Below are 23,211 nucleotides of genomic sequence, written 5' to 3' on the forward strand. Positions count from 1 at the left end.
AGGAAATCAGTTAATAATTATTGGTCTTGCACCTTTTTTGATTAATATTACCTTTGAATATTTAATACAACGCTATGGCAGTAAATATCGTGATCGCTGGTGCAGGAGATATGGGTTTTCACCTGGCAGAACAGCTTTATTACGAAAGTAAGAATATCATATTAATTGATTTGGACAAAGATGTTCTGGACAATATAGGCTCCAGATTGGATGTATTGACCATAGAGGGGGATTCGGCTTCGATTGATGTATTGAAAAAGCGAATATTCACAATGCTGAATTGATGTTGGCTGTTACTACTTCAGAAAAAACCAATATTTGTACGGCCGTTTTGGCCAAACAATTGGGGGCCAAAAAGGTTATCGCTAGGGTAAGAAATCATGATTATTTATACCCGGAAAATAAAATTTATTTTGAGAACCTTGGGATAGACTCCATCATTTCTCCTTCTATGCTCTGTAGCAAAGAGATATCGCGATTGATGAAGCGCTCTAGCTTTTCAGATGTTATTGAATTTGAAGATGGAAGGTTAAGTGTTGTCGGGATTACCTTGGACCGATATTCTCCATTGATTAATAGGAAGCTTTCTGATACTCGAACTGACCCGATTTTCAAAGAAATTAGGATTATTGCCATTGTTCGTGATCAAAGAACCATAATTCCAAGGGGGGATATTTTTATTCGAAACAATGATCATGTATTTTTTATTTCCAATAACAAATCTGTAAATACAGTCAAAGACCTTGTACACCATAAGGAAAAAGATATTCATGACGTCATGATTATTGGAGGTGATGATTTGGCCTATTCTACAGCAAGGGAATTGGAGGATGACTATGGTGTTACATTGATCCATAATGAAAAAGAACGATGTAAATGGTTGGCAGAAAGACTGGATACTGCCTTGATTATCCACGGAGATTATAAAAATATCAATCTCTTGATTGAGGAAGGTCTGGAAACAATGGACGGCTTTTTGGCATTAACAGATAGTTCAGAGACAAATATTATTACCAGTTTAAGTGCCAAGAACCACGGAGTATATAAAACCATTGCACATGTGGATACCAGAGAATACATCCATATATCGCACAGTATTGGAGTAGATTCTCTGATAAATAAAAAGTTGGTGGCGGCAAACCATGTAAGCAGGTACCTGAAAAAGGGACAAGTAGAAGCTGTTTCAGGGATTCAAGGGGTAGAGGCAGAGTTTGTACAATATGCAGTTACAAAAAACAATAAACTAACCAAGAAAAACTTGAAGGCATTGCATTTTCCAAATACAGCTGTGGTAGCAGGGGTTATTAGGGGCGAAGAAGTTTTTATTCCTGATGGTCAATTTCAATTACAACTTCATGACAAAGCAATAGTTTTGGCTCTCCCTGAAGCCAAACCGGTACTGGAAAAATTATTTAATTAACCATGATTCATTATAAGGCCATTTTAAAAGTCATGGGAGGATTGATGATGCTCTTGGGAGTTTTGATGTTTCCAAGCGTTGCTTTCTCTTACTATTACCAAAGTGGAGATCAGATAACCTTAATTGGATCAGCATTAATTTGTTTGACCATTGGGGGGACTTTTTCTTTTCATTTGCCAAACAAGATCAAAACATCCGAAAAAGAGAGGGCTATATGATTGTTGCCTTAAGCTGGATCATTATGTCGGTTTTTGGAATGATGCCCTATCTTCTAAGTGGAACTATTCCCAATTATTCAGATGCCATTTTTGAAACTGTTTCAGGATTTACTACTACAGGAGCCTCAATTCTGACAGACATTGAACGTTTGCCAGAAGGTATACTTTTGTGGAGAAGCATGACCCAATGGATAGGTGGGTTGGGAATTATTGTTCTTACTGTAGCCATTTTCCCCTTGTTAGGAATTGGGGGAATTGAGCTTTTTGTGGCGGAATCACCGGGACCTACTTCGGATAAAGTGCACCCCAGGATTAGAGAGACCGCCAAAAGACTATGGTTAATTTATTTCGGTCTTACCCTTCTTCTAGTGGTGATTTATTATTTGGAAGGGATGTCATTTTTTGATGCAATGAATCATTCACTTACCACAATGTCCACTGGTGGATTCTCCACAAAAAACAATAGCATGGCCTTTTTTGACAGTCCTGTTATTCAATACACGGCTGTGTTTTTTATGTTTTTAGCTGGTACTAATTTTACTTTGATATACTTTGCCTTCAAAGGTCATTTTAAGAGAATCTGGGCCAGTGATGAGTTTAGGGCTTATTTTATTAGTGTCTGTTTTTTGGTTATAGGGATTTTTGGTGCCGTATACTTTTTAGCCAATGAAAACATTGAAAAATCGTTTAGAGATGTGCTTTTTCAGGTGGTTTCCTTAATCACTACTACCGGCTATGTTACCGCTGATTATACGGGGTATAGCAATGGTTTGACCATTATTTTCTTTATGATGCTATTCATGGGGGCTTGTGCTGGTTCAACAAGTGGCGGGATAAAATTTATCAGACACTTGACCTTTGTTAAAAACTCAACCCTTGAGTTCAAGCGTATTGTACACCCAAGGGCTGTGGTACCTTTAAAAATTAATGGTGAAAGAGTGACGGGCAAGGTAATTACTCATATCATGAATTTCCTCTTGTTGTACCTAATGATTTTTGTCCTAGGTTCTATTGTAATGTCCATAGCAGGTTACGATTTGATTACTTCTTTTGGAGCGGTAGCTACTTCGATGGGAAATGTCGGACCGGGAATTGGAAGGGTAGGTCCTGTAGATAACTTTGCCTTCTTTTCTCCTTTTGCAAAATTGTTCCTTAGTTTTTTAATGTTGTTGGGAAGATTGGAACTGTTTACTATATTGGTTTTATTTACTCCGTATTTCTGGAGGGCCAACTAACTAAACGAATTTAACCATGGAACCAGTAGTAATATCCGTATTTACTTCAAAAGAATTGGGTTTCACAGGAAATCCGGCTGCTATTTTTCTTTGTGATAAAATGTTGGGTACCGAAGACATGCAACAAAAAGCCACCGTGATTGGTCTTCCTGCTACTACCTTTGTGAATATTGATGAAGAAGGTAGATGTAATGTAAGGTGGTTTGCACCGGATGCTGAAATCAATTTGTGTGGACATGGGGCTGCAGCTGCTGGAATTTTCCTCTCCGATTATTTAAATAAGAAAGACACAGTGCTTTATTACAATGGTGGAGAAATTGTTGTGACGGTTGAAGAAGAAACTTTTTACATGAGCCTAGGTGCCATTCCCGTTATTAGGGAGCTTCCTAGATGTCCTGAGCCGATAAGGGAGGGATTAGGCATACCTGTTTTAGGTGTTTTTGAAACAGCCAATAAACACCTGATTCTTACTGATTCAGCTACCTCCGTAAAGCATATGAATCCCGATTATGCTAGGTTAAGAGATTCAGAAATTTTTGGTTATGCCATAACTGCTCCGGGAGATAAGGTTGATTTTGTAAGTAGAACTTTAGTTCCACACGTAAGCCAGCTGGAAGATTATGCCACCGGTTCCTCACATGCAATGTTAGTACCTTTTTGGGCTGAAAGGCTTAAAAAAACGAGATGGTAGCAGATCAACTAAGTGATAAAGGGGAAGGTTTTACACCAAGATTAATGGTAAAGAGGTAACCTTGTCTGGCCAATATGAAAGGCTTTCCTAAGCTGGATTGATAGTTTCGTATCGTTGTATTTATTGATAAAAAAGATTAAAAGTTCTTTGTTCAATTAAATAGCTTTTTAAACCTGATCCAGACGCGATCCATTTTCGCTCTACCCTTTACTTTCATGACATACTGTCAAGATTTAGGAATAGGGTTTCATTATTTCAATATTCTGTATCAATATTTAAACGAATTCATTCATTATGATTTTTTCAGTATAAATTTCTTTCCTTGGTATAATTATTGCTTTTTTATTTTGCTAAGTTTTGGAATTTCTAATATTGACGAAATAAATATATACAATGGAATATCACAAAATTCTCATTAAATACGGTGGGAATGCAATGGTCAGTGAAGAACTTAAACATGACATTGCTAATAAAATAAAAGAACTGCAAAGTCATGGTATTCAGGTAATACTTGTCCATGGTGGAGGGCCATTTATCAATAAATCCTTGGCAGATGCTGGAATTAAATCAGAATTTTTTGATGGTCACAGGCACACCAGTGTGGAGGCCATGTCCTGCATTGAAAAGACCTTAAAAGGAGAAGTAAACAGTTCCCTTGTTAATTTGCTGAACAAGCAAGGGCTGAGAGCTGTAGGACTTTCAGGGAAAGATGGAAAATTAGCGATTGCTCAGAAGAGATGGCATATTCGACAACAGGAGAATGGAGAAGCCATAAAGGTAGACTTGGGTCAGGTAGGAGACGTTGTTTCTGTTAATCCATTGTTAATTGAGTCCTTATTGGAAAATGCCTTCACACCTGTCATTACATGCATTGCCTCTGATGAAGAGGGGAATGATTACAACATTAATGGAGATGTTTTTGCGGGTAAAATTGCAGCAGCAATCCAAGCTGATGCTTATATTGTATTGACAGATGTAGATGGACTGTACAAAGAGTATCCAAACCCGGACTCCATTATTAGAGTAATTGATACCACTACCATTCCAAAATTTTATGGTAAGGCCATCTCTGGCGGTATGATTCCAAAGATTGAATCTTGTGTCAATGCCGTTAAATCCGGAGTTAAAAAAGCGGTAATTTTAAATGGAACATGTCCGGAACAAATTTCAAATTATCTTATCAAGCAAATTTCAATAGGAACAACAATTAAACTTTAAGCATGCATATTTCGAACGAGTATTTGTACGAAGAAGACAAGAAAAATTATTTACCCACTTTCAAACGCTTTCCTCTTGCTTTCATCAAGGGCAAAGGGAGTAGACTTTGGGATGCAGATGGGAAGGAATACATTGATATGCTGGCTGGAATAGCTGTTAATAATTTGGGGCATTGTCATCCAAAAGTGGTAAAGGCTGTCCAAGATCAGGCTGCCGAGTTGATGCATATCTCCAATTTTTTTGTTAGTCCTCCTCAAGTTGCCGTTAGCAAACTGTTAGTTGATTTGACCGGATTAAAACATGTTTTTTTAACTAATAGTGGAGCGGAATCTGTTGAAGGTGCAATTAAAATTGCTAGGAAATATGCTCATAAGCGCAATAAAGGAGGAGAAATAATCTCCATGAAAAACTCCTTTCATGGGCGTACCCTAGCCACCATAGCCACAGGTCAAAAAAAATACCAACAAGGGTTTGCTCCAATACCGACAGGATTTTCTCAGGTTGCATTCAATGATATCAATGCATTGAAAGCCGCCCTAAACGAAAATACCGCAGCTGTAATTCTGGAACCAATCCAAGGAGAAGGTGGAATAGTGCCTGCAGAAAAAGAATATTTAGAGGAGGTTCGCCAATTATGTGACGAACAGGATATTTTATTGATTTTTGATGAAATTCAGTGTGGAATAGGTAGAACAGGTAAGCTTTTTGCGAAAGAGCATTTTGAAATTCAACCTGATATCATGACCCTAGCCAAAGGCTTAGGTGGAGGAATGCCTGTAGGAGCATTGCTTTGTAATGAAAAAGTTGGAGATGCGATAGATTATGGAGATCATGGAACCACCTTCGGAGGGAATCCTATGGCTTCTGCAGCTGCATTGGCCACTTTGAAAGCCATACTCGAAGAAGGGTTGGTGGAAAGAGCTCTTGAAAAGGGAAATTGGATAATGAATACCGTAAAATCATGGAAAACCAAGCACGCTATGATCAAAGAAGTGAGAGGCATGGGACTGATGATTGGTATCGTTTTGGATCGTCCGGCGGCCCCTTTTGTAAAAGCACTATTGGATGATGGAATTATTGTAAATGGAACGGCAGAGACGGTGATACGTCTAGTGCCCCCACTAAATATTCCAGATGAAGATGTGAATACAGTTTTGGAAAAATTGGAAAAGTTAATTGGATCAATTGAACAAAATGAGAAATAGTAAATATAAAGTTAGCATTGTAGGTGCCTCCGGATATACAGGGTCTGAATTAGCAAGGATATTAATCCATCATCCTGAAGTAGAAATCGTAAGTATCACTTCTGAAAGCCATAAAGGAAAGCGATTTTCAGATTTGCATGGTCAGTTTTCAGGGATAATTGATTTTGAATTGGTTGGAGCTGATGATGTGAATGTGGCCGAAGTAGATGTAGTATTTTTGGCTCTTCCTCATGGTGTTTCCATGGAATTTGTTAAGCGCTGGATAGATGAAGGAGTGAAGATTGTAGATTTATCCGGAGATTTTAGATTGTCAAGTCCGAAAGTTTATGAAGATTGGTACAAAAAAGACCATACTTTCCCTAAAGGTTTCGACAAAGCTGTTTATGGAATGCCTGAATTGCATTTTGAATCCATTAGTGAAGCAAGTTTAATTGCTAATCCCGGCTGCTATCCCACAGCGTCAGTATTAAGCTTGGCTCCATTATTTGAAGCAGGTATTGGGAATACAGATGGGGCCATAATTGATGCCAAGTCAGGAACTACAGGAGCAGGGGTTAAGGCCAGTAATACCACACATTTTTCCAATGTAAATGACAATTTCAAAGCCTATGGAATAGGCACTCATAGGCATACTGTAGAAATTCAGGAACAGCTTTCGTTTTTACTGAAAAAATCAGTTATTTTACAGTTTACGCCCCATCTTTTACCGGTGGATAGAGGTATTTTGGCTACCTCTTATATTTCCATTGATACAGAGATGGACCAAGAAAAGTTGACCGCTCTTTACAAGGATTTTTATAAAAATAAGCCTTTTGTAAGGTTAAGAAACCAAGCTCCATCAATAAAGGAAGTAAGAGGGAGCAATTATGCAGATGTTTATCCATATTGGGATAAGAGAACGGGAAAAGCCATTGTAATCACGGTAATAGATAACTTGGTCAAAGGGGCAGCTGGTCAAGCTGTTCATAATATGAACATTATGTTGGGATTGAACGAATCTATTGGCCTTCTACAGGTTCCAATGCAACCATAAATTAAAAGATCTAATGATTAGAAATATAACAAGTGTTAAAGGAATAAAATGTTGGGGGGCTCATTCCGGAGTAAAGTCCATGAGAAGGGATTTGGCCATCATTTTTTCGGAAGTGCCTGCAGCAGCGGCTGCTACGCTAACTCAAAATAAGGTTCAAGCAGAACCTATCAAGGTAACCCAACGAAACCTTTCCAATAATAGGGCTCAGGTGATTGTATGCAATGCAGGAAATGCCAATGCATGTACCGGCGAACAAGGAAGAGAAGGAGCCGAGGCCATGGCCGATACCGTAGCTGCAGCCTTGAATATTTCCCCGGAAGATGTAATTGTAGCTTCTACCGGTTTAATTGGTGAGCCTTTCCCAACGGAAGATGTAGTGGAAGGAATTAAGACCACCGTACCAAAATTATCCAACGATGCCAAAGCAGGTTCTTTTTTGGCCAATGCAATTCTCACGACAGACACTTTTGCTAAAGAAGGGTTTGTGGATTTTGAATGGGAAGGAAAAACCATATCTATTGGCGGTGTGGCCAAAGGTTCAGGTATGATCCACCCAAACATGGCAACCATGCTTTCATTCTTGGCTACAGATATAGCTATTGACGAAAAGTTGCTACAAAAAACACTGAAATATTGTGTTGATAGATCATTTAACATGATCACGGTAGATGGAGATACTTCTACGAATGACATGGTGGCAATTTTAGCAAATGGGATGGCAGGGAATGAAAAGATTACCAGCGAAGAGGATCCACTCTATCTCAAATTTAAAGAAAAGCTCAGAGAGCTATTGACCCACTTGGCTAAATTAATCGTTTCTGACGGTGAAGGCGCTTCAAAGTTTATTGAGTACAAGGTAACAAAGGCTATCTCTGAAAATGTAGCCATGAAGCTTATCAGAGCAATTTCTGACTCAACTTTAGTGAAAACTGCCATGTTTGGCCGCGATCCCAATTGGGGTAGAATTATTGCGGCTTGTGGAAATGCAGGTATTAGTTTTAACTACAAAAAAGCCAATTTGTACCTCGGAGATGCTGACAGCCAAGTTCAGGTGCTTCTGAAAGGAGCTCCTACAAAATTTGATAAAAATTATATGAAAAAACTGCTTAGAGAATCTCATATAATCGTTCATTTAGAACTAAATACCGGAAAGCAAGAAGCCACTGGCTGGGGATCAGATCTTACCACTGATTATGTGATGTTCAATTCCGTTTATACCACTTAATCCAAGTTGGAATGGAGAAAAGTTTGCTGTTATCTTTCGTGAAATTTTGATTGTTAAACCATTAGTTGAAAATAATATACATTAGCAAAGTTTAGAAGAAAATGCCTCTAATTAATGATTAGAGGCATTTTTTTCCTGACTTCATTTCAGTCCCATTAGAATGTAAACAACTGTATAATAGTGATTTATATTTTTTATGGTTTTAATTTAGGTGTCCCAGAGGGGATTTTTAGTACTTTTAGGCATGTTCGTTCGCAGAAAGCCAAATAAAAGTGGTAAGATAAGTGTTCAGGTAATCGAGAAAGTTAGAGGGAAATACAAAGTTGCCAAAACGATTGGAAGTAGTTCCATCGAGTCCCGAGAAATTGAAAAGCTTTGTAATTCTTGGAGAGCAATGGATTAAAGAGTATAAAGGTAATCTTGAGATACCGTTTAATAATGAAAGAACAGATTGCCGATTCTGTCCTTGATCGGGTAGAAAAAATTACTGTTTCTGGAACAGAGTTACTTCTTGATAAGATATTCAACGATATCGGGTTCAATGTTATCAATGATGATATTTTAGATGGTTGGTCTATTCACGAATCTGTTTTCCAGCCAGCAAACTGAAAACTTGTGATTATTTATCCACTTATCATGGTCTTGAATTCCAAGTTCAGGATCTATATAGGTATATGGATAAGCTTTACAATAACTACAAGGAAACAGTTCAGTTGATCAGTTTTGAACACACAAAGAAGGTATTGGAGGTAGCATTAATATCGTTTTTTATGATGTGACAACTCTCTATTTTGAAGTGGATCAGGAAGATGATTTGAGAAAAACAGGTTTTTCCAGAGAATAACATCAAAACCCTCAGATTGTCTTGGGCCTCTTGGTTGGTCTGGAAGGCTATCCTCTAGCTTATGAGATCTTTGAGGGTAATAAGTTTGAAGGACATACCATGATTCCAGTCATAGAAACTTTCAGAAGAAGAGTACAGTCTACCCGCTCAATTGTTGTTGCAGACTCAGGGTTATTATCAAAGAAATGTTCAAGAATTACGTAAAAATGGATATGAGTTTATTTTAGGAGCAAGGTAACTTTTTTTTATCATCAGATAAAAGTAAAGAAGGTATTGGCCTTAGAACTTGAAAACGGAAAGTAGATTACTAGATTGGGAAGAGGAACTTAGGATGGTTGTCAGTTATTCAGATAAAAGAGCAAAAAAAAGATAAGGTAAACAGGGAGAAAGGTTTTAAAAGCTAGAAAACAGATAAAAACTGGGAAGCTCAACAAAACCCACATCAACAATAGAGGCTATAATAAATACCTCAAAATGGATGGAGAGGTAAAGATTGCCCTAGACATGGAAAAATTTGAAAAGGATGGGAAATGGGATGGTCTCAAAGGATATATCACAAATACTGACTTGGATAAAGACAAAGTAATTGAGAATTATAATAATCTATGGAAAATAGAAAAGGCATTTAGGATAACCAAAAACGAAATAAAAGTGAGGCCAGTTTTTCATTATAAACAACGTAGAATTGAGGCACATATAAGTATAGCATTCGTTGCTTACAAAGTATACAAAGAGCTGGAAAGAGCAATTATTGGAAAAAGGATCAAAACTCTCATCCCAAAAAGCCATGAAATAGCAAAAAGGAATTTATACTGTAGAAGTACAACTCAAATCTTCAGGGAAAAAGCTAAGAAAGACCCTATTTTTGACTGAAAGTCAACAAAATCTAGCGAAAATGTTCGGTTTTTGATTTTGGGTGTCCCAGTGTCGAAGCCAGGAGAAAATGCCTCTAATTAATGATTAGAGGCATTTTTTTTATCCGGAAAGTTAGCAGTCAAGGGAAATTGAGAACCTAGTTTATACCACCTAAGACATAGGCTACCCTGGCCCCCAAGAAAGCCAATTGGAAGGGTGAACCCCCCGATTGCTGATACCTAAGACTGAATTCTAATTGATTAAACACATAGCCTATTTCTGCGGAAAAAGCAAATTCAAAGTCATTGGAGGAGGTTTTACCAAGTTGATTTTTACTACTGTTGAGCAATAATGCTGTACCTATTTGGGGTTCAAAGAAGAAAGAATCCCTATACACTCTGTATCCAATAAATACTGGAATTTGGTGTAAGCTTATGCTTTCCCCCTTGGGGAGGGTATAATTTGAATTTAGAGGAAAATACAAATAATGCCCCGAAACTGAAAATTGTGAGTTGATGTCAAGGCCCAATAAACCCTTAACGGAAGCCCCAAAACCTGCCAGGAATTGGGATTGATAATACTCATTAAGCACGCCACCTGCATCAAAGCCTATATTAATTTGGTTGGTTCCTTTTTGGGCAAAGGAAGAAAGATTGATTCCAGTCAATAAAATAATGGTTACAAGTAGTTTTTTCATGATTTTCAGTAGGAAAAGTTCAATTGAAAGGATTAAACTAATTTAGTAAATTTTTAATGTTAATTTTTTAGTTACAATAGGGTAAAAGTAGGACGGTGTCGATTTTGAGTATATTCAAGGTGTGATAATTGATGTTTTTTTTGCTTTTATTTCAGAAATAAAAAGGAAATGATATAAACCTATTAACATTTTTTTAAATTATGGGAATAATTTAATTATAGACCCAAAATTATGAATGCCAATTTACAATTATTGTTTTTATGTTCTTTGTTGTCCATTGTTTCCTGTAAAGATCAGAAAGAAAATAAAGTTGAATCAGAAGTTTCTTGGATTATACCGGATTCCATTAAATTGGCGCATCAACCTGAGGTAAGCATAAATAGTATAGATAAAGGGAAAAATTTATTTCAAATTTACTGTTCAACTTGTCATGGTAATGAAGGCAGGGGAGATGGAGCTGCCGGTCAAGCCATGGGAGCCCACCCGGCAGACTTGACTTCAGAAAAAGTTCTAGCTCAATCCGGGGGTGAAATTTTTTATAAGATAGCAGAAGGAAAAGGTGTTATGCCCTCATTTAGAGATTTATTAACTGAAGAAGAACGTTGGGCATTGGTAGTGTTTATTCAGCATCTCAAAGAGATGGAACCCAGTACATCTAAAACAATACAACCTAAACCCATTGTTTCAGATTTAGTTATCGAACATTTCACTAAAGTAGTCCCCAGAGTGGTGAGAATTTGGGAAGGACCTGATCAATTCCTCTGGTATGCAACCATTGGGGGAGATGTTTACAGGCTGCCAATGAATGATCCTCATCAATTGGAAAAAATGCTTGAACTGTCTGATCATGGAATCAGTAGGCTTCAAGGTGCCACCATGCATGCGGGACAGCTTTTTTTGTCTGGCAATGTAAGGGTCAATGATAATAAAGGTACAATGGGAAGAATGGTTCGTGTAAACTGGGATAATTCAGCAAATGCACAGGTGACTGTAATGTTTACAACAGCGGAATACGGAACTACGAATACACCTTTCGACCATGGTTGGTCTGCTTTACAAGTAAGTAAAGATGGCAAGAGTATTTTTGTTGTTAGTGGTAGTCGAACGGATCATGGGGAGGTTCAAGACAATTTGGGAGCCTATCCTAATTCTCGAGATGTAGCGCTTACTTCTAAAATTTTCCGTATACCAATAGATGCTGAGAACCTACTTCTTCCCGATGATCTGAGTTTCCTTAAAAAGAGTGGTTATTTGTATGCAGAAGGTCTTAGAAATGCTTATGATTTAGCATTAGATCCTAAAGGACGTCTCTTAGCTGTAGTAAATAGTGGTGATTATGATCAAAATGAAGACATGTTTTGGGTTAGAGAAGGTTTTCACTACGGATATCCTTGGGTTATGGGTGGAATGGAATCTCCACAACAGTTTCCAGACTGGTTTCCAGATCCGTCAAAAGACCCTTTCTTAAATGAAGGAGCAGCAGCATGGCCGGATGATTTTTACAATGATCCAGAATTTCCTGAAAAACCTAAGGGGTGGAATTTGGAAAGAGTATCGTAAATTATGGTCCGGATGCTGATAAATTCCGAGATGAAATTACCGGTGAAATTCAGGACGCTTCAAATTTAGGGGTAGGGATAACAACATTTACCCCACACTCATCTCCTCTTGGTCTTGTTTCTGATAATGCGAATCTGCTTCCGGGTAGATTTAAAGGTAAGGCAATGGTTCTAAGGTACACCAGTGGGAAGAAGTCTGTACTTATGCAACCATTTACCTCCGAAGGTGAGGATCTTTTGTTGTTGGATTTGGAATTTTCTAATGCCGAAGAAAACTTTAATTTAAATGCCTTCAGTATAGCCACTGGTTTTTCACAACCCGTTGACGCTGTCCTAGTGGATGAAAATTTATATGTGATTGAATATGGCGGTAGGGAGCTGGGAGGAAATATATGGAAAATTACATTTAAAGACTCTCGTGAATAATATTTAGCCTAGTTAAGCATCGTTTTTTATTTAGGAGCTTTTTATTAGAAATATCACCCTTGGGTTTTATTTGAAATTCGATTAATGACTTAATCTTGGTATGTGGGTAACTCAAATCCACAATACCCAATGTGTATTTTTTCTTGTTTAAAGGAGTCTGCATAAAATTTTGAATAAATGATAAAAAGGGATTAAAAATAGACCTGAAAAAAATAAATGTTGGCAAATAGCTTTTATTATGGTTTTCACAAACCCTAATTTGTTATTTATTTTCAAATACTATAATATTAAGAGTTGTCTCAATTATTTTAGTTAATAGGTATAGTTAAAAAAATATAAAAAAGTAGTGAATACTTTTGTAAAATAATATTTATAGCTATATTTGTAATACCAAATCGAAAGAAATGGTATTTGTAATACCCCGAAAGGGAAATAGGAGATGATGTTTCATCGCAGGTTCAAATCCCGCTATTACAACTTTGGTTATTTTGGGTTTATTGTTAATTGACTTAAGCTATGAAAAAATTTTCATAGCTTATTTTTATTCAAAAAATGACTAATAAATTAGTTTAATTTCTGTATGTACTTTTGATGCAAAAAAAGCGCTTCCCCTAAAGAGGAAGCGCTATTTTTTATTTAGTTAATGGAGAATATCAGTACCCTAATATTTTCATCATGTCATTGCTTGCTTGTTCCGGAGCAAAAAGATGGTGGTTTATGTTCCCTTCCTCATCTCTATCAATAATGACATGTTTGGGTGCAGGGATTAGGCAATGTTGTATTCCCCCGTATCCACCCAAAGATTCTTGATAAGCGCCGGTATGAAAGAAACCAATATATTGTTGATTGTTTTTTTCCATTTTAGGCAAATAGATATTGAATTGATGGGATTCTGAATTGTAATAGTCCATACTGTCGCATGTTAGTCCTCCTAAAGAAATGTTGTGGTACTCTTTGTCCCAATTGTTGACTGCCAGCATAATGTATTTCTGGTTTAGTCCCCAGCTATCTGGCAGTTGTGTGATAAAAGAACCGTCAATCATGTACCATAATTCTTTGTCATTTTGCAACTTTTCATCTAATATAGAATACAGGACTGCACCACTTTCTCCTACCGTATAGCTTCCAAATTCTGTCAGGATGTTTGGTTCTACGGTATTGTTTTTGGCACACATCCATTTGATGTTTTTAATGATTTGGTCGGCCATGTACTGGTAATCATAATCAAAAAATACATTGGTTTTGATAGGCCAGCCTCCACCTATATCCATGGTATCCAATTCATGAGCTACCTTTTTTAATTCGACATATTTTTGAATGAACCGGGTCAATTCAGACCAATAATAGGCCGTATCTCGGATTCCTGAATTGATGAAGAAATGGAGCATTTTAAGGCTAACATTGGGATTGTTCTTAATTTTTTCTTCGTAAAGTTTGATGATATCATTATACCTAACTCCCAATCTAGAAGTATAAAATCCAAACGTTGGTTCCTCATCTGCAGCGATACGAATCCCAACTTTAAAAGGAACCTTCACATGTTCCAAATAATAATCTATTTCTGTAATGTTGTCTAATACAGGAATACAATTGACAAATCCATCATTGAGTAGCTCTGAAATGTATTGCTTGTAAAGATCTCTTTTAAATCCATTACAGACAATTAAGGTATCTTTTGTGATCTTCCCTTTTTCGAATAGGCTTCTTACTAGTGGGATATCAAAAGTGCTACTTGTCTCAATATGCACACCATTTTTTAGTGCCTGATCTACAACGAAACTAAAGTGAGAAGACTTGGTGCAATAGCAGTAAGTATAGCTACCTTTATAGTCATGGTTTTTCATGGCATTGCCGAAATACTTTTTAGCATTCTGAATGTTTTCAGAGATTTTAGGCAGGTAGGTTAACTTTAGTGGTGTGCCATATTCTTCTATGATTTCCAAAAGATTAACGCCATTAAAATGAAGTTGATTGTTAGACACTTCAAATTCTTTTGTAGGGAAATCGAAAGTCTGCTTTATTAAGTCAATGTATTTGTTCATTCCAAAAGATTATTCAATGCAAAGCTTGTATTAAGCTTCAAAATTGCATTAAAAAATGTAAATTAAACCATTTATCCTTGGAAATTTTATCTTCACATCTGGTGTTTTTTTAATGTAGATTTTGGTAATATAAATATTTATGGACCAGTGTCTTCAAAGGGAGCAAAGTATAGTACGTTTGTGAATAAGCTATATTTAATACTTTTTGATGTTTATTACTTTGAAGGGTAATTAACTTTTAACAGGGAATTCTACATAAAAAGTTGACCCTATATTTTCTTGAGATTCAAACCATATTTTGCCTTGGTGAGCAGAAATGATTTGTTTGGATATGGCCAAGCCCATTCCGAAAGGTTTCTCACCATTTGTTCCATCCCTTTTACTCATGGTATCCCATTCAAATAATTGGTCTTTGATTGAATTTGGTATCCCTATTCCTTCATCTTTTATTATTATGGTTACTTTTTCATTGTTGTGCTTCATTAAGATATTAATATCCTTCCCGTTTGGAGTGAATTTGATAGCATTAGCAATTAAGTTTGTTAGGACACGCCACATTTTTTCTTTATTGATCAATGCTGAGACCGGAAAAATATCAAGGTGAATTTTCTGATTTTTTTCATTCGCCTTATGATTTAATATTTCAACACAATATTTTAATAACCTGTCAATTTCTACGGATTCCTTCTTAATTTCATTCTGATTTTTATTAGGGAGAAGCATTTCTGTAATAAGATTCATTGAGTTATTACAGGAGGTTTTTATGTTTTCTAATAGGTATTTGTTTTCTACCTTGATATCAGGATCTTCTAATATTAAATTGGCAATCATCAATGTGCTTCCTATTGGGTTTCGCAAATCATGGGCCACCATATACATGATTTTAGCATTTTCTGCTTGACTCAGCTCCAATGCATTTAAGGTGTCTTGAAGGTCACTGTTTTTTTGGAGAATAAGATCGTTTGCTTTGATGGATTTTTTGAGATTAAACCAATTTACAATTAAGAATATAGTCAAAAGAATTGTGAAACCGGCTGCAGTTGCCAAGTATATGTTTTTTATTTTATTGTCCTTATTTAATATCGAGAGTTCATATTTCTGTGCAGCATTTCTAAAGGACCCTTCAATGTCAATAAATTTTAAATTATTGTCTATTAATTGTAAGGAATCATTAAGGTGATGGTAGGATTTCATCACTCTTAATGCATTTCTTGTGTCTCCTATTTTTTCAAAATATGCTTCTTTCACCAAATACCACTTGAGCAGGGCATTGTAATATTTTCTGTCTTTAATTTCTGCTTGTGGTAATTCTTTGTCTAATTCGTCTAAATATTTTTTTGCCTTGGTCAATTCAAGATCTTTTATAAAAATATCTGCCAATTTGAGTTTCGCAGTTTGTGCATCACTGTGGTCATAATTGGGTTGGCTATTGATAATAATACTTGTTTTTAGAAGGTTCTTGGCTACTGGCATATTCCCTAATTTGGCCATGACTCCACCTAAATTTCCTTTTACTACTCCAATGGCAGAATTGATAAATAATTCCTTTTCAGGATAAAGAGGTTTGATTTCTTCAAGGTAGGCAAGTGCATCCACATAATAATAAGCGGCACTGTCGTATTTTTCCATTTTCTCATAACAGAGTGCCATTGTATTTCTGTACAATTGGGGCTCATTTATGTTTTGAATGATATTGTCATTTCCCCAACAAGACCGATTTTCTTCTATTGCCTTTTTGAAAAAAGGAATGGCCTCCTGATATTGTTTTTGGTCATATCGAAAAATCCCTAATCTGTAAGTCAAATTACTTACATTGCAATTGTCAAGATTTTCTAAGGCGTATTCTCTTCCACTAAAAAATTCTGGAAAGCCATGTTAAATTTATGGTTGGCCTTCAAAATATCTCCTTCCATAAATTTGGTCTGCACATACCTATAATCATTTAGGGTATTCCCTTTTTGAAGAACCAAATACATGCTATCCAAATATTGTTCTGCTTTAATAAGGTCAAATTCGTATTTTAAATAATGCGTGGCGTAAAAATTATATCCTTCCCATAAGTCTAAATATGTCTTATTAGGGATCTGAGTGAAAATGCTGTCAAAAAATTGATAGGAATGGTTTAATTTACCATTGTTTAAAATAATACTTGCATTTTCTAATGCTGCCGTAATTTCCGGGGATGGTTCCTCAATTTTAGAAATTGTATTATTGCAAGCTGTTCCTATTAGGATGCAAATAAAAAATATTATAAAATGTTGCCAATAATTCACGAGATTAAAAACAAAAGTGCTTCGTTTTTTCATATTTGCCCAAATTAATCTATTATTCTTTAAAAAGACTAATTTTTATATGGCTAAAATTTTGACTTATTTCGTGATTTTGATTCTAAAAATTTATGAAAGGAAGCTCATTCATTTTTATTTGCGGTTAATAATATATGAAGTACGTTTTATCTAGCATAAATAATGGTTTAGGGAGACAATTTGATTTCAATTATTTTTCAAAATTTTGAGTATTTTTTTACAATAGTTTTAAAACAATGACTTGGAGGATAGTATCCTTACTATAGCTTCATTTTCAGGTAATAATAGTGTTTGCAATAACCGATAATTTAGTGTTTTATTTTTCCTGATGTTTGACACCTTGTTTCATCTGAATAAGTTCCAATACCTGGTTCTTAAAGATATCCAACTTTCTTTGATACTCCTTTGGTTCCTCGATCATTGATAAATAATAATACGCACCCTCAATTACCACAAAAATTTTCTCTGCTAACAAATCAGTATCCTTTTGTGAAAGATCTTTATCCTTATCAAGTATTGTTTTTAGGGTGCTTCTTAATTTTAGGTGTAATTTTTTATACGCATTTCTAATGGTAGTATCCCTGAAAATAAAGGCATAACAACTAAAAAATACACCATCATCAAATAATAGATTCCACTCTCTTGAAAAGAGGTCATCAACCAGTAAGATGGGGTCAAGACTACTTTCTTTTTCAAATTTTAACAGAATTGGTTTGTAAATCAATTGGTATTGATGCAAAATATGGTCAATTAGTCCTAGGACCAATAACCGCTTGTTTGAAAAGTAATGCATGATCAAACTGGGAGGCATTCCCAGTTGTTTTCCAATTTTAGCTATTGAAACATTTTCTAAACCTTCCCGCTTACACAATTCGTAAAACCCTTCTATAATTTCCTTCTTTCGAACTGTTCTAATGTTTGACTTCATGTTTTAGTTTATAATAAAGGTGCGAAAATAATCATTTTTAATTATTAATTAGTCTAAAAATCACTAATTTTATTATGATATATATTGAATGAATATTCAATAAACAAAGGATAAAATCCGGTTAATGTTTTGATAATATTCAGCAACTAACTTGCGCTCATTAAGACGAATAACTCAATCAATACCAACTTATATTCAAAATTTATGGAGAAAAATTTACAATTATTTGAGAAAAACAGTTTGAAAATAGGGCTTATCGCTCTTTTCATGCTGTTCGCTTTGACACTCCAGGCCCAAACAGTGGTAACTGGGGTTGTTAAAGATGGAATAGAAGACATCCCTTTGCCGGGGTCTCTGTCTATCAAAAAGGTAGTGGAAAGGTAAGTATTACTGATCTAGATGGGGCTTATAAAATTGAAGTTTCTGATGCTCAAGCTGAATTAATCTTTTCGTTTATAGGTTTTGAGAGTCAAAATATAGTAGTGGGCAATAGGACAACCATAGACATTACTTTAGTAGCAGAGGAAACCTTACTTGAACAGGTTGTTGTAGTTGGATATGGAACCCAGAAAAAATTAATCTTACGGGTGCTGTGGATCAGGTTTCGGGAGAGGATATCGTTAATAGACCTGTTGGAAATGTGATGCAAAGCCTTCAAGGTGTAAGTCCGGGCTTAAACATTACTTATTCAGGAGGAAGGCCTGGTAGTATACCCAATATTAATATTAGAGGTTTTACTTCTATTAATGGAGGTGGACCACTAATTGTAATTGATGGTGTGGCGGCTGCTTATGATGATTTGTTGCGATTGAATCCGGCTGATATTGAATCATTTTCAGTATTAAGAGATGCGGCATCTGCTGCCATTTATGGTGCCAGAGCTGCATTTGGCGTAGTATTGATTACAACAAAACAGGGGGGAGCAAGCAGGTGATTTCTTATAACAGTAATTTTTCTTGGGGAAAACCAACCGTAATGCCTCAACCCGTAACTGACCCTTATATTTATAGTAGGGTAATGGACCAAGCAACAAGTAATACGCCATGGAATTATATTAATTTTAATGATTACCATTATTCTTGGGCCAAAGAAAGGTCTGAAGACCCTTCTGTAGAAGATGTAAGAGTTGATCCCAACAATCCAAACCAATGGGCTTATATGGGAAATAATGATTGGTATGATTACTTTTTTAACGGTTCTAGTTTTTCTACCAACCAAAGTCTATCCATAAGTGGTAGTTCCAATAATGAAGGGATGCCCATGACTTATTATGTTTCGGGTGATTATACACGAGAAAATGGAATGAATAAATTACAACCTGACAACTGGGACAGGTATTCCTTAAGAGCAAGGCTTACCGCCACTCCTAAGAAATGGTTAAAATTGGACAATAACCTTAATATTTATCAAACGAAACGGGAAGAGTCTACCAATAATATTACAGATATCTATTCACTAACGCCGATTGAAGTGGCGGAAAACCCGGACGGAACCTGGGCGAATACAGATGCAGGAAGATTGGCTGCACGGTTGGTTGATGGAGGTAGAAATGTAGAAGATATGTTTGGTTTTCATAACATTTTTAGGGCCATAGGGACCTTTCTGGAGGGTGATTTGACGGTGACAGGAAATGCCAGTTTTAAGAGAGAACAATGGGTATATGGCTGGAATACCAAAAGTTATAATATAGGCTTTGGGCCGGATGATGTAAGAACTGAAGGAGGAGATGGGGCTGTGGTACAGCGAAATGGAAGCTTACAAAATACTATTTTTGACTTGTACAGTAATTACACCAAAACTTTTGGTGACCATACGATAAGTTTGCTTGCCGGTTATAATCAAGAAAGTTATTCTTATTCCTCTGTACAATCTGAGAGAAGGGTCTTGATCTCTTCATCTTTGCCCTATATTGGCTTAACTACAGGAGATTCTTTCATCACTCCTGGGTATAGTTCTTATGCTACACAGAGTGTGTTTGGTAGGGCAAATTATACCTACGACAATAAATATATTCTCGAATTTAATGGTAGATACGATGGATCTTCGAGGTTCCCAAGTTCTAGTAGATGGGGTTTTTTTCCCTCACTTTCGGGGGCTTGGATTATCAGTGATGAAGGATTTCTTAATGACTTTTCCTCTGATCCTACACTCAAGTTACGTGCATCTTATGGTAGTTTAGGAAATCAAAATGTTTCTAATTTTGGTTATTTACAATCTTTGCCAACTGAGCTTTCAAGTTATTTGATAGATAACAATAGACAAGTAGTGGTTTCCAGTTCCCCGTTATTAGCCGTTGATCCCAATTTCTATACTTGGGAAAGAGTAGTGACTACAAATTTCGGGCTTGATTTTGGTTTATGGGAAGACAGGTTCTTTGCTACTTTTGATTATTTTATTAGAGATACAAAAGATATGTTGACCAACCCGGTTGAACTTCCGGGCGTATTGGGAACTTCGCCACCGCAACAAAATGCCGCAGATTTGCAAACCAAAGGTTGGGAGCTTTCATTGAATTATAGAAATCAGTTTGGTGCTTATAACAAGCCCATTGAATTCACTTCAAAATTTTTCGTATCAGATTCCAGATCTTACATTACAAGGTTTGAAAATGAACAAGGCTTGTTTTCAAATTATCGGGTCGGTGAAGAAGTAGGTGAAATTTGGGGCCTAACCAATGATGGTTTATTTACCTCAGAAGATGAAATTAGCCAATTAGATCAATCTGCAATTATTCCTTGGGGAGCTTTGGATATTGTTCCAGGTTGGCCAAAATATGTGGACCTTAACAACGATGGGAAAATTGAAGAAGGACTTTCTGCCAATGACCCTAAAGACTTAAAGCTTATTGGGAATAGCAGTGCAAGGTATCAACTGGGGGCTAACCTAAGCCTGGCTTGGAATGGCTTTGATTTTTCTCTATTCCTTCAAGGGGTAGGCAAACAGGATTATTACCCTAGGCATTACCTTTTCTGGGGGCCATACCAACAGCCTTATGCCAATATCTACCCTTGGAATTTAGATTTCTATAGGGGAGAAGCAGATAGTGATGCCATGCGTGCTCAACATAGTCAATCGTATTTAGATGCCGGATTGGCCGATGTAAATACAGATTCCAGTTACCCTGTCTTACAGTCCTGGCTTGCGGATGCCAATTATGGATCAGGCTTAGATATTTCCCAAACAGGCTATTTATTAAATGCAGCCTATGTTAGGGTAAAGAATGTTACCATTGGTTACAATCTTCCTGAGCACTGGGTCTCCAAGGTTAAAGCCAGTAGAATTAGGGTTTTTGCTTCAGGAGAAAACCTTTATGAGTTTTCAGCAATCAAGTCATTTCTTGATCCTGAAGCTATCAATGGTGGAAATGGATGGGCGTACCCTTTCCAAAGGAAGCTTTCATTCGGGGTAAATATTGACCTATAAACGAAAAATAGAAATGAAAAAATACATATTTTATTTATTGATACTGAATATTTTCTGGATTACCGGATGCAATGAAGACTTCATGGACAGGTACCCCCAGACTTCTATTGCACCTGAAGAGTTTTTCAAAACTGAACAGGATTTAGAACTTTATGTCAATGGATTATTGTCTCTTCCGGGCATGTTTCAGTACCAAGCGGATCAGAGTAGTGATAACCTTGCTACAACCGGAGCAGTTGAAGTAAAAAGCATAATGACAGGTACCCCAAACTCTCAGAACATTACAAATGGATGGGATTGGGGCAGGTTAAGAAATATTAATTATTTCTTAGAAAATAGCCGCCAAGCGGATGCAAGTGTTGAAGCGATCGAACATTTTGAAGGCATTGCCAGGTACTATAGAGCCATTTTTTATTCAGATATGGTACAACGCTATTCTGATGTACCTTGGTATGATCAACTGCTTTCTCCTACAGATGAGGATTTGTACAAAGGAAGGGATTCTAGGGAAACTGTAGTGAATGGAATTATGGAAGATTTGGAATTTGCCAGCGAACATGTGCGAGAAGATGTGCCGACAGGAACTCCCGGTAATTGGGCTGTGAAACTGTTTTATGCAAGGTTTGCCCTTTATGAAGGTACTTTTAGGAAGTATCATGAGGAATTGGCTTTACAAAGTACTGCCAATACTTTCTTGACCAAAGCAAGTGAGATTTCTAAAATTATTATGGATTCAGGGAATTCAGTATTTATAATACAGGAAATCCTGAAAATGATTATAAGGCATTGTTCAATAGCCAAGACTTAACTAGCAATAGTGAAGTGATATTATTTAATGCGTATGACCGAAATAAAGACAGAAGCAGTGATGTCAACACAGGGGTTTTTGGTACCTATGAACAATCTCCTGCAAGAGATTTGGTACAAGCTTACCTGATGGCTGATGGTACCAGTTTTACTCAAAAATCCGGATACGAAAAGTTCACTTACGTAGAAGAATTTCAAGGCAGAGATCCTAGGTTGTATCAAACATTGGTTTATCCGGGTTGGATCAGAGAACCGGAAACCAGTGCATACATCCCTTTATTGAATAGGAATTTTACAGGTTATTACCAGCATAAAGGATACAGCAATACCACAGACAATCTGGAGTTAGGTGGTTTAGACTTTCCTGTCTATAGGTATGCGGAGGTACTTTTGACATATGCTGAAGCCCTTGCTGAGCTCGGAACATTAACTCAAGCAGATTTGGATGCATCCATCAACCTACTTAGAAGTCGTGTTGGGATGCCGTCTTTGCATATAAATCAGGCAAATGCCCAACCTGATCCATTTATGGTCAACAAATATCCCAATGTGTCGGGGCCAATGACCGGAGTCTTGCTTGAGATTCGGCGAGAAAGAAGGGTGGAAATGGCCGTTGAAGGTTATAGATTTGATGACCTAATGCGCTATGGAGCAGGGAAATTGCTTGAAAATATTCCGGAAGGCATGTATTTTTCGGGGCTAGGAAATTTCGATTTAACAGGAGATGGAATTCCGGATGTGAAATTGGTAGATGAAGGTTCAGATATCCCTGAAGATGGCAACAAAGAAGTAAATGAATTAGGTGAAAAGCTCATCTATTATAAAGCGGGTACTATAGATGATAATGTAACTGTCTATCTTGAAAATGGGGAAGATGGAGGTACCTTGGTTACAGAAGTAACTCCTAGAAATTTCATCGAGCCCAAATACTATTACAGACCTATCCCTGTACAGCAGGTTACACTCAATCCAAACCTTGAACAAATTTTTGGATGGGAATAACCAGTTGAAAAGAATACCATTTAGGCTGTTGGAACCACTTGGTTTCAACAGCTTACTTTCGTTTTACCTAAAAAAGG

Annotated in this window: 18 protein-coding genes and 3 pseudogenes; 16 read left to right on the forward strand and 5 right to left on the reverse strand. The window is 36.6% G+C overall.

All coding sequences use genetic code 11. The annotated features are described in order from the left end of the window. Positions 1-74: 74 nt before the first annotated feature. From trkA to WG932_RS02765, 8 genes and pseudogenes are all read left to right on the forward strand, one after another. Positions 75-1,420 (forward strand): annotated as a pseudogene (trkA, locus tag WG932_RS02730) (Trk system potassium transporter TrkA). 2 nt (positions 1,421-1,422) lie between these two features. Further along, positions 1,423-2,873, forward strand: a pseudogene (locus tag WG932_RS02735) (TrkH family potassium uptake protein). Positions 2,874-2,889: 16 nt separating this feature from the next. Further along, a complete protein-coding gene (locus tag WG932_RS02740) occupies positions 2,890-3,564 on the forward strand; it encodes a PhzF family phenazine biosynthesis protein (protein WP_483086864.1) in 675 nt (224 codons plus the stop codon). Positions 3,565-3,957: 393 nt separating this feature from the next. Further along, positions 3,958-4,782 carry an acetylglutamate kinase gene (gene argB, locus WG932_RS02745; protein WP_483086865.1) on the forward strand — a complete coding sequence of 275 codons (825 nt, stop codon included), beginning with the start codon at positions 3,958-3,960 and terminating at the stop codon, positions 4,780-4,782. A gap of 2 nt (positions 4,783-4,784) precedes the next feature. Then, complete coding sequence (locus WG932_RS02750) at positions 4,785-5,987, forward strand: acetylornithine transaminase (RefSeq protein ID WP_149392335.1); 1,203 nt, start codon at positions 4,785-4,787, stop codon at positions 5,985-5,987. Continuing rightward, positions 5,977-7,020, forward strand: coding sequence for an N-acetyl-gamma-glutamyl-phosphate reductase (gene argC, locus WG932_RS02755; RefSeq protein ID WP_483086866.1), 1,044 nt, complete (start codon positions 5,977-5,979; stop codon positions 7,018-7,020). The genes WG932_RS02750 and argC overlap by 11 nt, the downstream gene beginning before the upstream one ends. 13 nt (positions 7,021-7,033) lie before the next feature. Beyond that, positions 7,034-8,245 carry a bifunctional glutamate N-acetyltransferase/amino-acid acetyltransferase ArgJ gene (argJ, locus tag WG932_RS02760; RefSeq protein WP_149392333.1) on the forward strand — a complete coding sequence of 404 codons (1,212 nt, stop codon included), beginning with the start codon at positions 7,034-7,036 and terminating at the stop codon, positions 8,243-8,245. Between the two features lie 244 nt (positions 8,246-8,489). After that, a pseudogene (locus WG932_RS02765) lies at positions 8,490-9,999 on the forward strand (IS1634 family transposase). A gap of 102 nt (positions 10,000-10,101) precedes the next feature. On the opposite strand, the gene WG932_RS02770 reads toward WG932_RS02765, so the two are convergent. Beyond that, a complete protein-coding gene (locus WG932_RS02770; RefSeq protein ID WP_483086867.1) occupies positions 10,102-10,641 on the reverse strand; it encodes a hypothetical protein in 540 nt (179 codons plus the stop codon). 231 nt (positions 10,642-10,872) lie between these two features. Here WG932_RS02770 and WG932_RS02775 point away from each other — a divergent pair, with 231 nt between their 5' ends. Beyond that, entirely contained in the window at positions 10,873-12,201 is a 1,329-nt protein-coding gene (locus WG932_RS02775; protein ID WP_483086868.1) for a c-type cytochrome, read from the forward strand. Beyond that, on the forward strand, positions 12,177-12,626 hold the full coding sequence (locus tag WG932_RS02780; protein ID WP_483086869.1) for a hypothetical protein: 450 nt from the start codon (positions 12,177-12,179) through the stop codon (positions 12,624-12,626). Before WG932_RS02775 ends, WG932_RS02780 begins: the two co-directional genes overlap by 25 nt. A gap of 653 nt (positions 12,627-13,279) precedes the next feature. Here the strand turns inward: WG932_RS02780 and WG932_RS02785 are convergent. The 4 genes from WG932_RS02785 to WG932_RS02800 all read right to left on the reverse strand — a co-directional run bounded on the left by WG932_RS02785 (position 13,280) and on the right by WG932_RS02800 (position 17,902). Further along, positions 13,280-14,668, reverse strand: coding sequence for an arginine decarboxylase (locus WG932_RS02785; protein WP_483086870.1), 1,389 nt, complete (start codon positions 14,666-14,668; stop codon positions 13,280-13,282). 231 nt (positions 14,669-14,899) lie between these two features. After that, positions 14,900-16,471, reverse strand: a complete 1,572-nt coding sequence (locus WG932_RS02790) for a tetratricopeptide repeat-containing sensor histidine kinase (RefSeq protein WP_483086871.1) — start codon at positions 16,469-16,471, stop codon at positions 14,900-14,902. 29 nt (positions 16,472-16,500) lie between these two features. Next, positions 16,501-16,974 (reverse strand): hypothetical protein, encoded by a 474-nt coding sequence (locus WG932_RS02795; protein WP_483086872.1) that lies wholly within the window; start codon positions 16,972-16,974, stop codon positions 16,501-16,503. Positions 16,975-17,290: 316 nt separating this feature from the next. Further along, on the reverse strand, positions 17,291-17,902 hold the full coding sequence (locus tag WG932_RS02800; protein WP_483086873.1) for a TetR family transcriptional regulator: 612 nt from the start codon (positions 17,900-17,902) through the stop codon (positions 17,291-17,293). Between the two features lie 204 nt (positions 17,903-18,106). Between WG932_RS02800 and WG932_RS02805 the strand changes: the two genes are divergently transcribed. Genes WG932_RS02805 through WG932_RS02830 form a run of 6 tightly spaced genes read left to right on the forward strand, consistent with a single transcriptional unit; the run spans position 18,107 to position 23,134 of the window. Then, on the forward strand, positions 18,107-18,286 hold the full coding sequence (locus WG932_RS02805; protein WP_483086874.1) for a hypothetical protein: 180 nt from the start codon (positions 18,107-18,109) through the stop codon (positions 18,284-18,286). Positions 18,287-18,288: 2 nt separating this feature from the next. Continuing rightward, positions 18,289-18,546: a carboxypeptidase-like regulatory domain-containing protein gene (locus tag WG932_RS02810; RefSeq protein ID WP_483088562.1), complete on the forward strand. Its 258-nt coding sequence runs from the start codon at positions 18,289-18,291 to the stop codon at positions 18,544-18,546. Then, positions 18,495-18,836, forward strand: a complete 342-nt coding sequence (locus WG932_RS02815) for a TonB-dependent receptor plug domain-containing protein (RefSeq protein WP_483086875.1) — start codon at positions 18,495-18,497, stop codon at positions 18,834-18,836. The genes WG932_RS02810 and WG932_RS02815 overlap by 52 nt, the downstream gene beginning before the upstream one ends. Before the next feature lie 41 nt (positions 18,837-18,877). Next, a complete protein-coding gene (locus WG932_RS02820) occupies positions 18,878-21,325 on the forward strand; it encodes a SusC/RagA family TonB-linked outer membrane protein (protein WP_483086876.1) in 2,448 nt (815 codons plus the stop codon). 13 nt (positions 21,326-21,338) lie between these two features. Beyond that, entirely contained in the window at positions 21,339-22,133 is a 795-nt protein-coding gene (locus WG932_RS02825) for a RagB/SusD family nutrient uptake outer membrane protein (RefSeq protein ID WP_483086877.1), read from the forward strand. Further along, positions 22,112-23,134 carry a RagB/SusD family nutrient uptake outer membrane protein gene (locus tag WG932_RS02830; protein ID WP_483086878.1) on the forward strand — a complete coding sequence of 341 codons (1,023 nt, stop codon included), beginning with the start codon at positions 22,112-22,114 and terminating at the stop codon, positions 23,132-23,134. The genes WG932_RS02825 and WG932_RS02830 overlap by 22 nt, the downstream gene beginning before the upstream one ends. Positions 23,135-23,211 lie beyond the last annotated feature (77 nt).

This window comes from Cyclobacterium sp. SOCE241, assembly GCF_056867545.1.

What these genes read in the sequence shown, in the direction of transcription:
- WG932_RS02740 (WP_483086864.1), top strand. Translation starts at nt 2,890, where the DNA reads ATGGAACCAGTAGTAATATCCGTATTTACTTCAAAAGAATTGGGTTTC.
- argJ (WP_149392333.1), top strand. Translation starts at nt 7,034, where the DNA reads ATGATTAGAAATATAACAAGTGTTAAAGGAATAAAATGTTGGGGGGCT.
- WG932_RS02770 (WP_483086867.1), bottom strand. Translation starts at nt 10,641, where the DNA reads ATGAAAAAACTACTTGTAACCATTATTTTATTGACTGGAATCAATCTT.
- argC (WP_483086866.1), top strand. Translation starts at nt 5,977, where the DNA reads ATGAGAAATAGTAAATATAAAGTTAGCATTGTAGGTGCCTCCGGATAT.
- WG932_RS02750 (WP_149392335.1), top strand. Translation starts at nt 4,785, where the DNA reads ATGCATATTTCGAACGAGTATTTGTACGAAGAAGACAAGAAAAATTAT.
- WG932_RS02800 (WP_483086873.1), bottom strand. Translation starts at nt 17,902, where the DNA reads ATGAAGTCAAACATTAGAACAGTTCGAAAGAAGGAAATTATAGAAGGG.
- WG932_RS02795 (WP_483086872.1), bottom strand. Translation starts at nt 16,974, where the DNA reads ATGAAAAAACGAAGCACTTTTGTTTTTAATCTCGTGAATTATTGGCAA.
- WG932_RS02820 (WP_483086876.1), top strand. Translation starts at nt 18,878, where the DNA reads ATGCCTCAACCCGTAACTGACCCTTATATTTATAGTAGGGTAATGGAC.
- WG932_RS02805 (WP_483086874.1), top strand. Translation starts at nt 18,107, where the DNA reads ATGGAGAAAAATTTACAATTATTTGAGAAAAACAGTTTGAAAATAGGG.
- WG932_RS02825 (WP_483086877.1), top strand. Translation starts at nt 21,339, where the DNA reads ATGAAAAAATACATATTTTATTTATTGATACTGAATATTTTCTGGATT.
- argB (WP_483086865.1), top strand. Translation starts at nt 3,958, where the DNA reads ATGGAATATCACAAAATTCTCATTAAATACGGTGGGAATGCAATGGTC.
- WG932_RS02775 (WP_483086868.1), top strand. Translation starts at nt 10,873, where the DNA reads ATGAATGCCAATTTACAATTATTGTTTTTATGTTCTTTGTTGTCCATT.
- WG932_RS02785 (WP_483086870.1), bottom strand. Translation starts at nt 14,668, where the DNA reads ATGAACAAATACATTGACTTAATAAAGCAGACTTTCGATTTCCCTACA.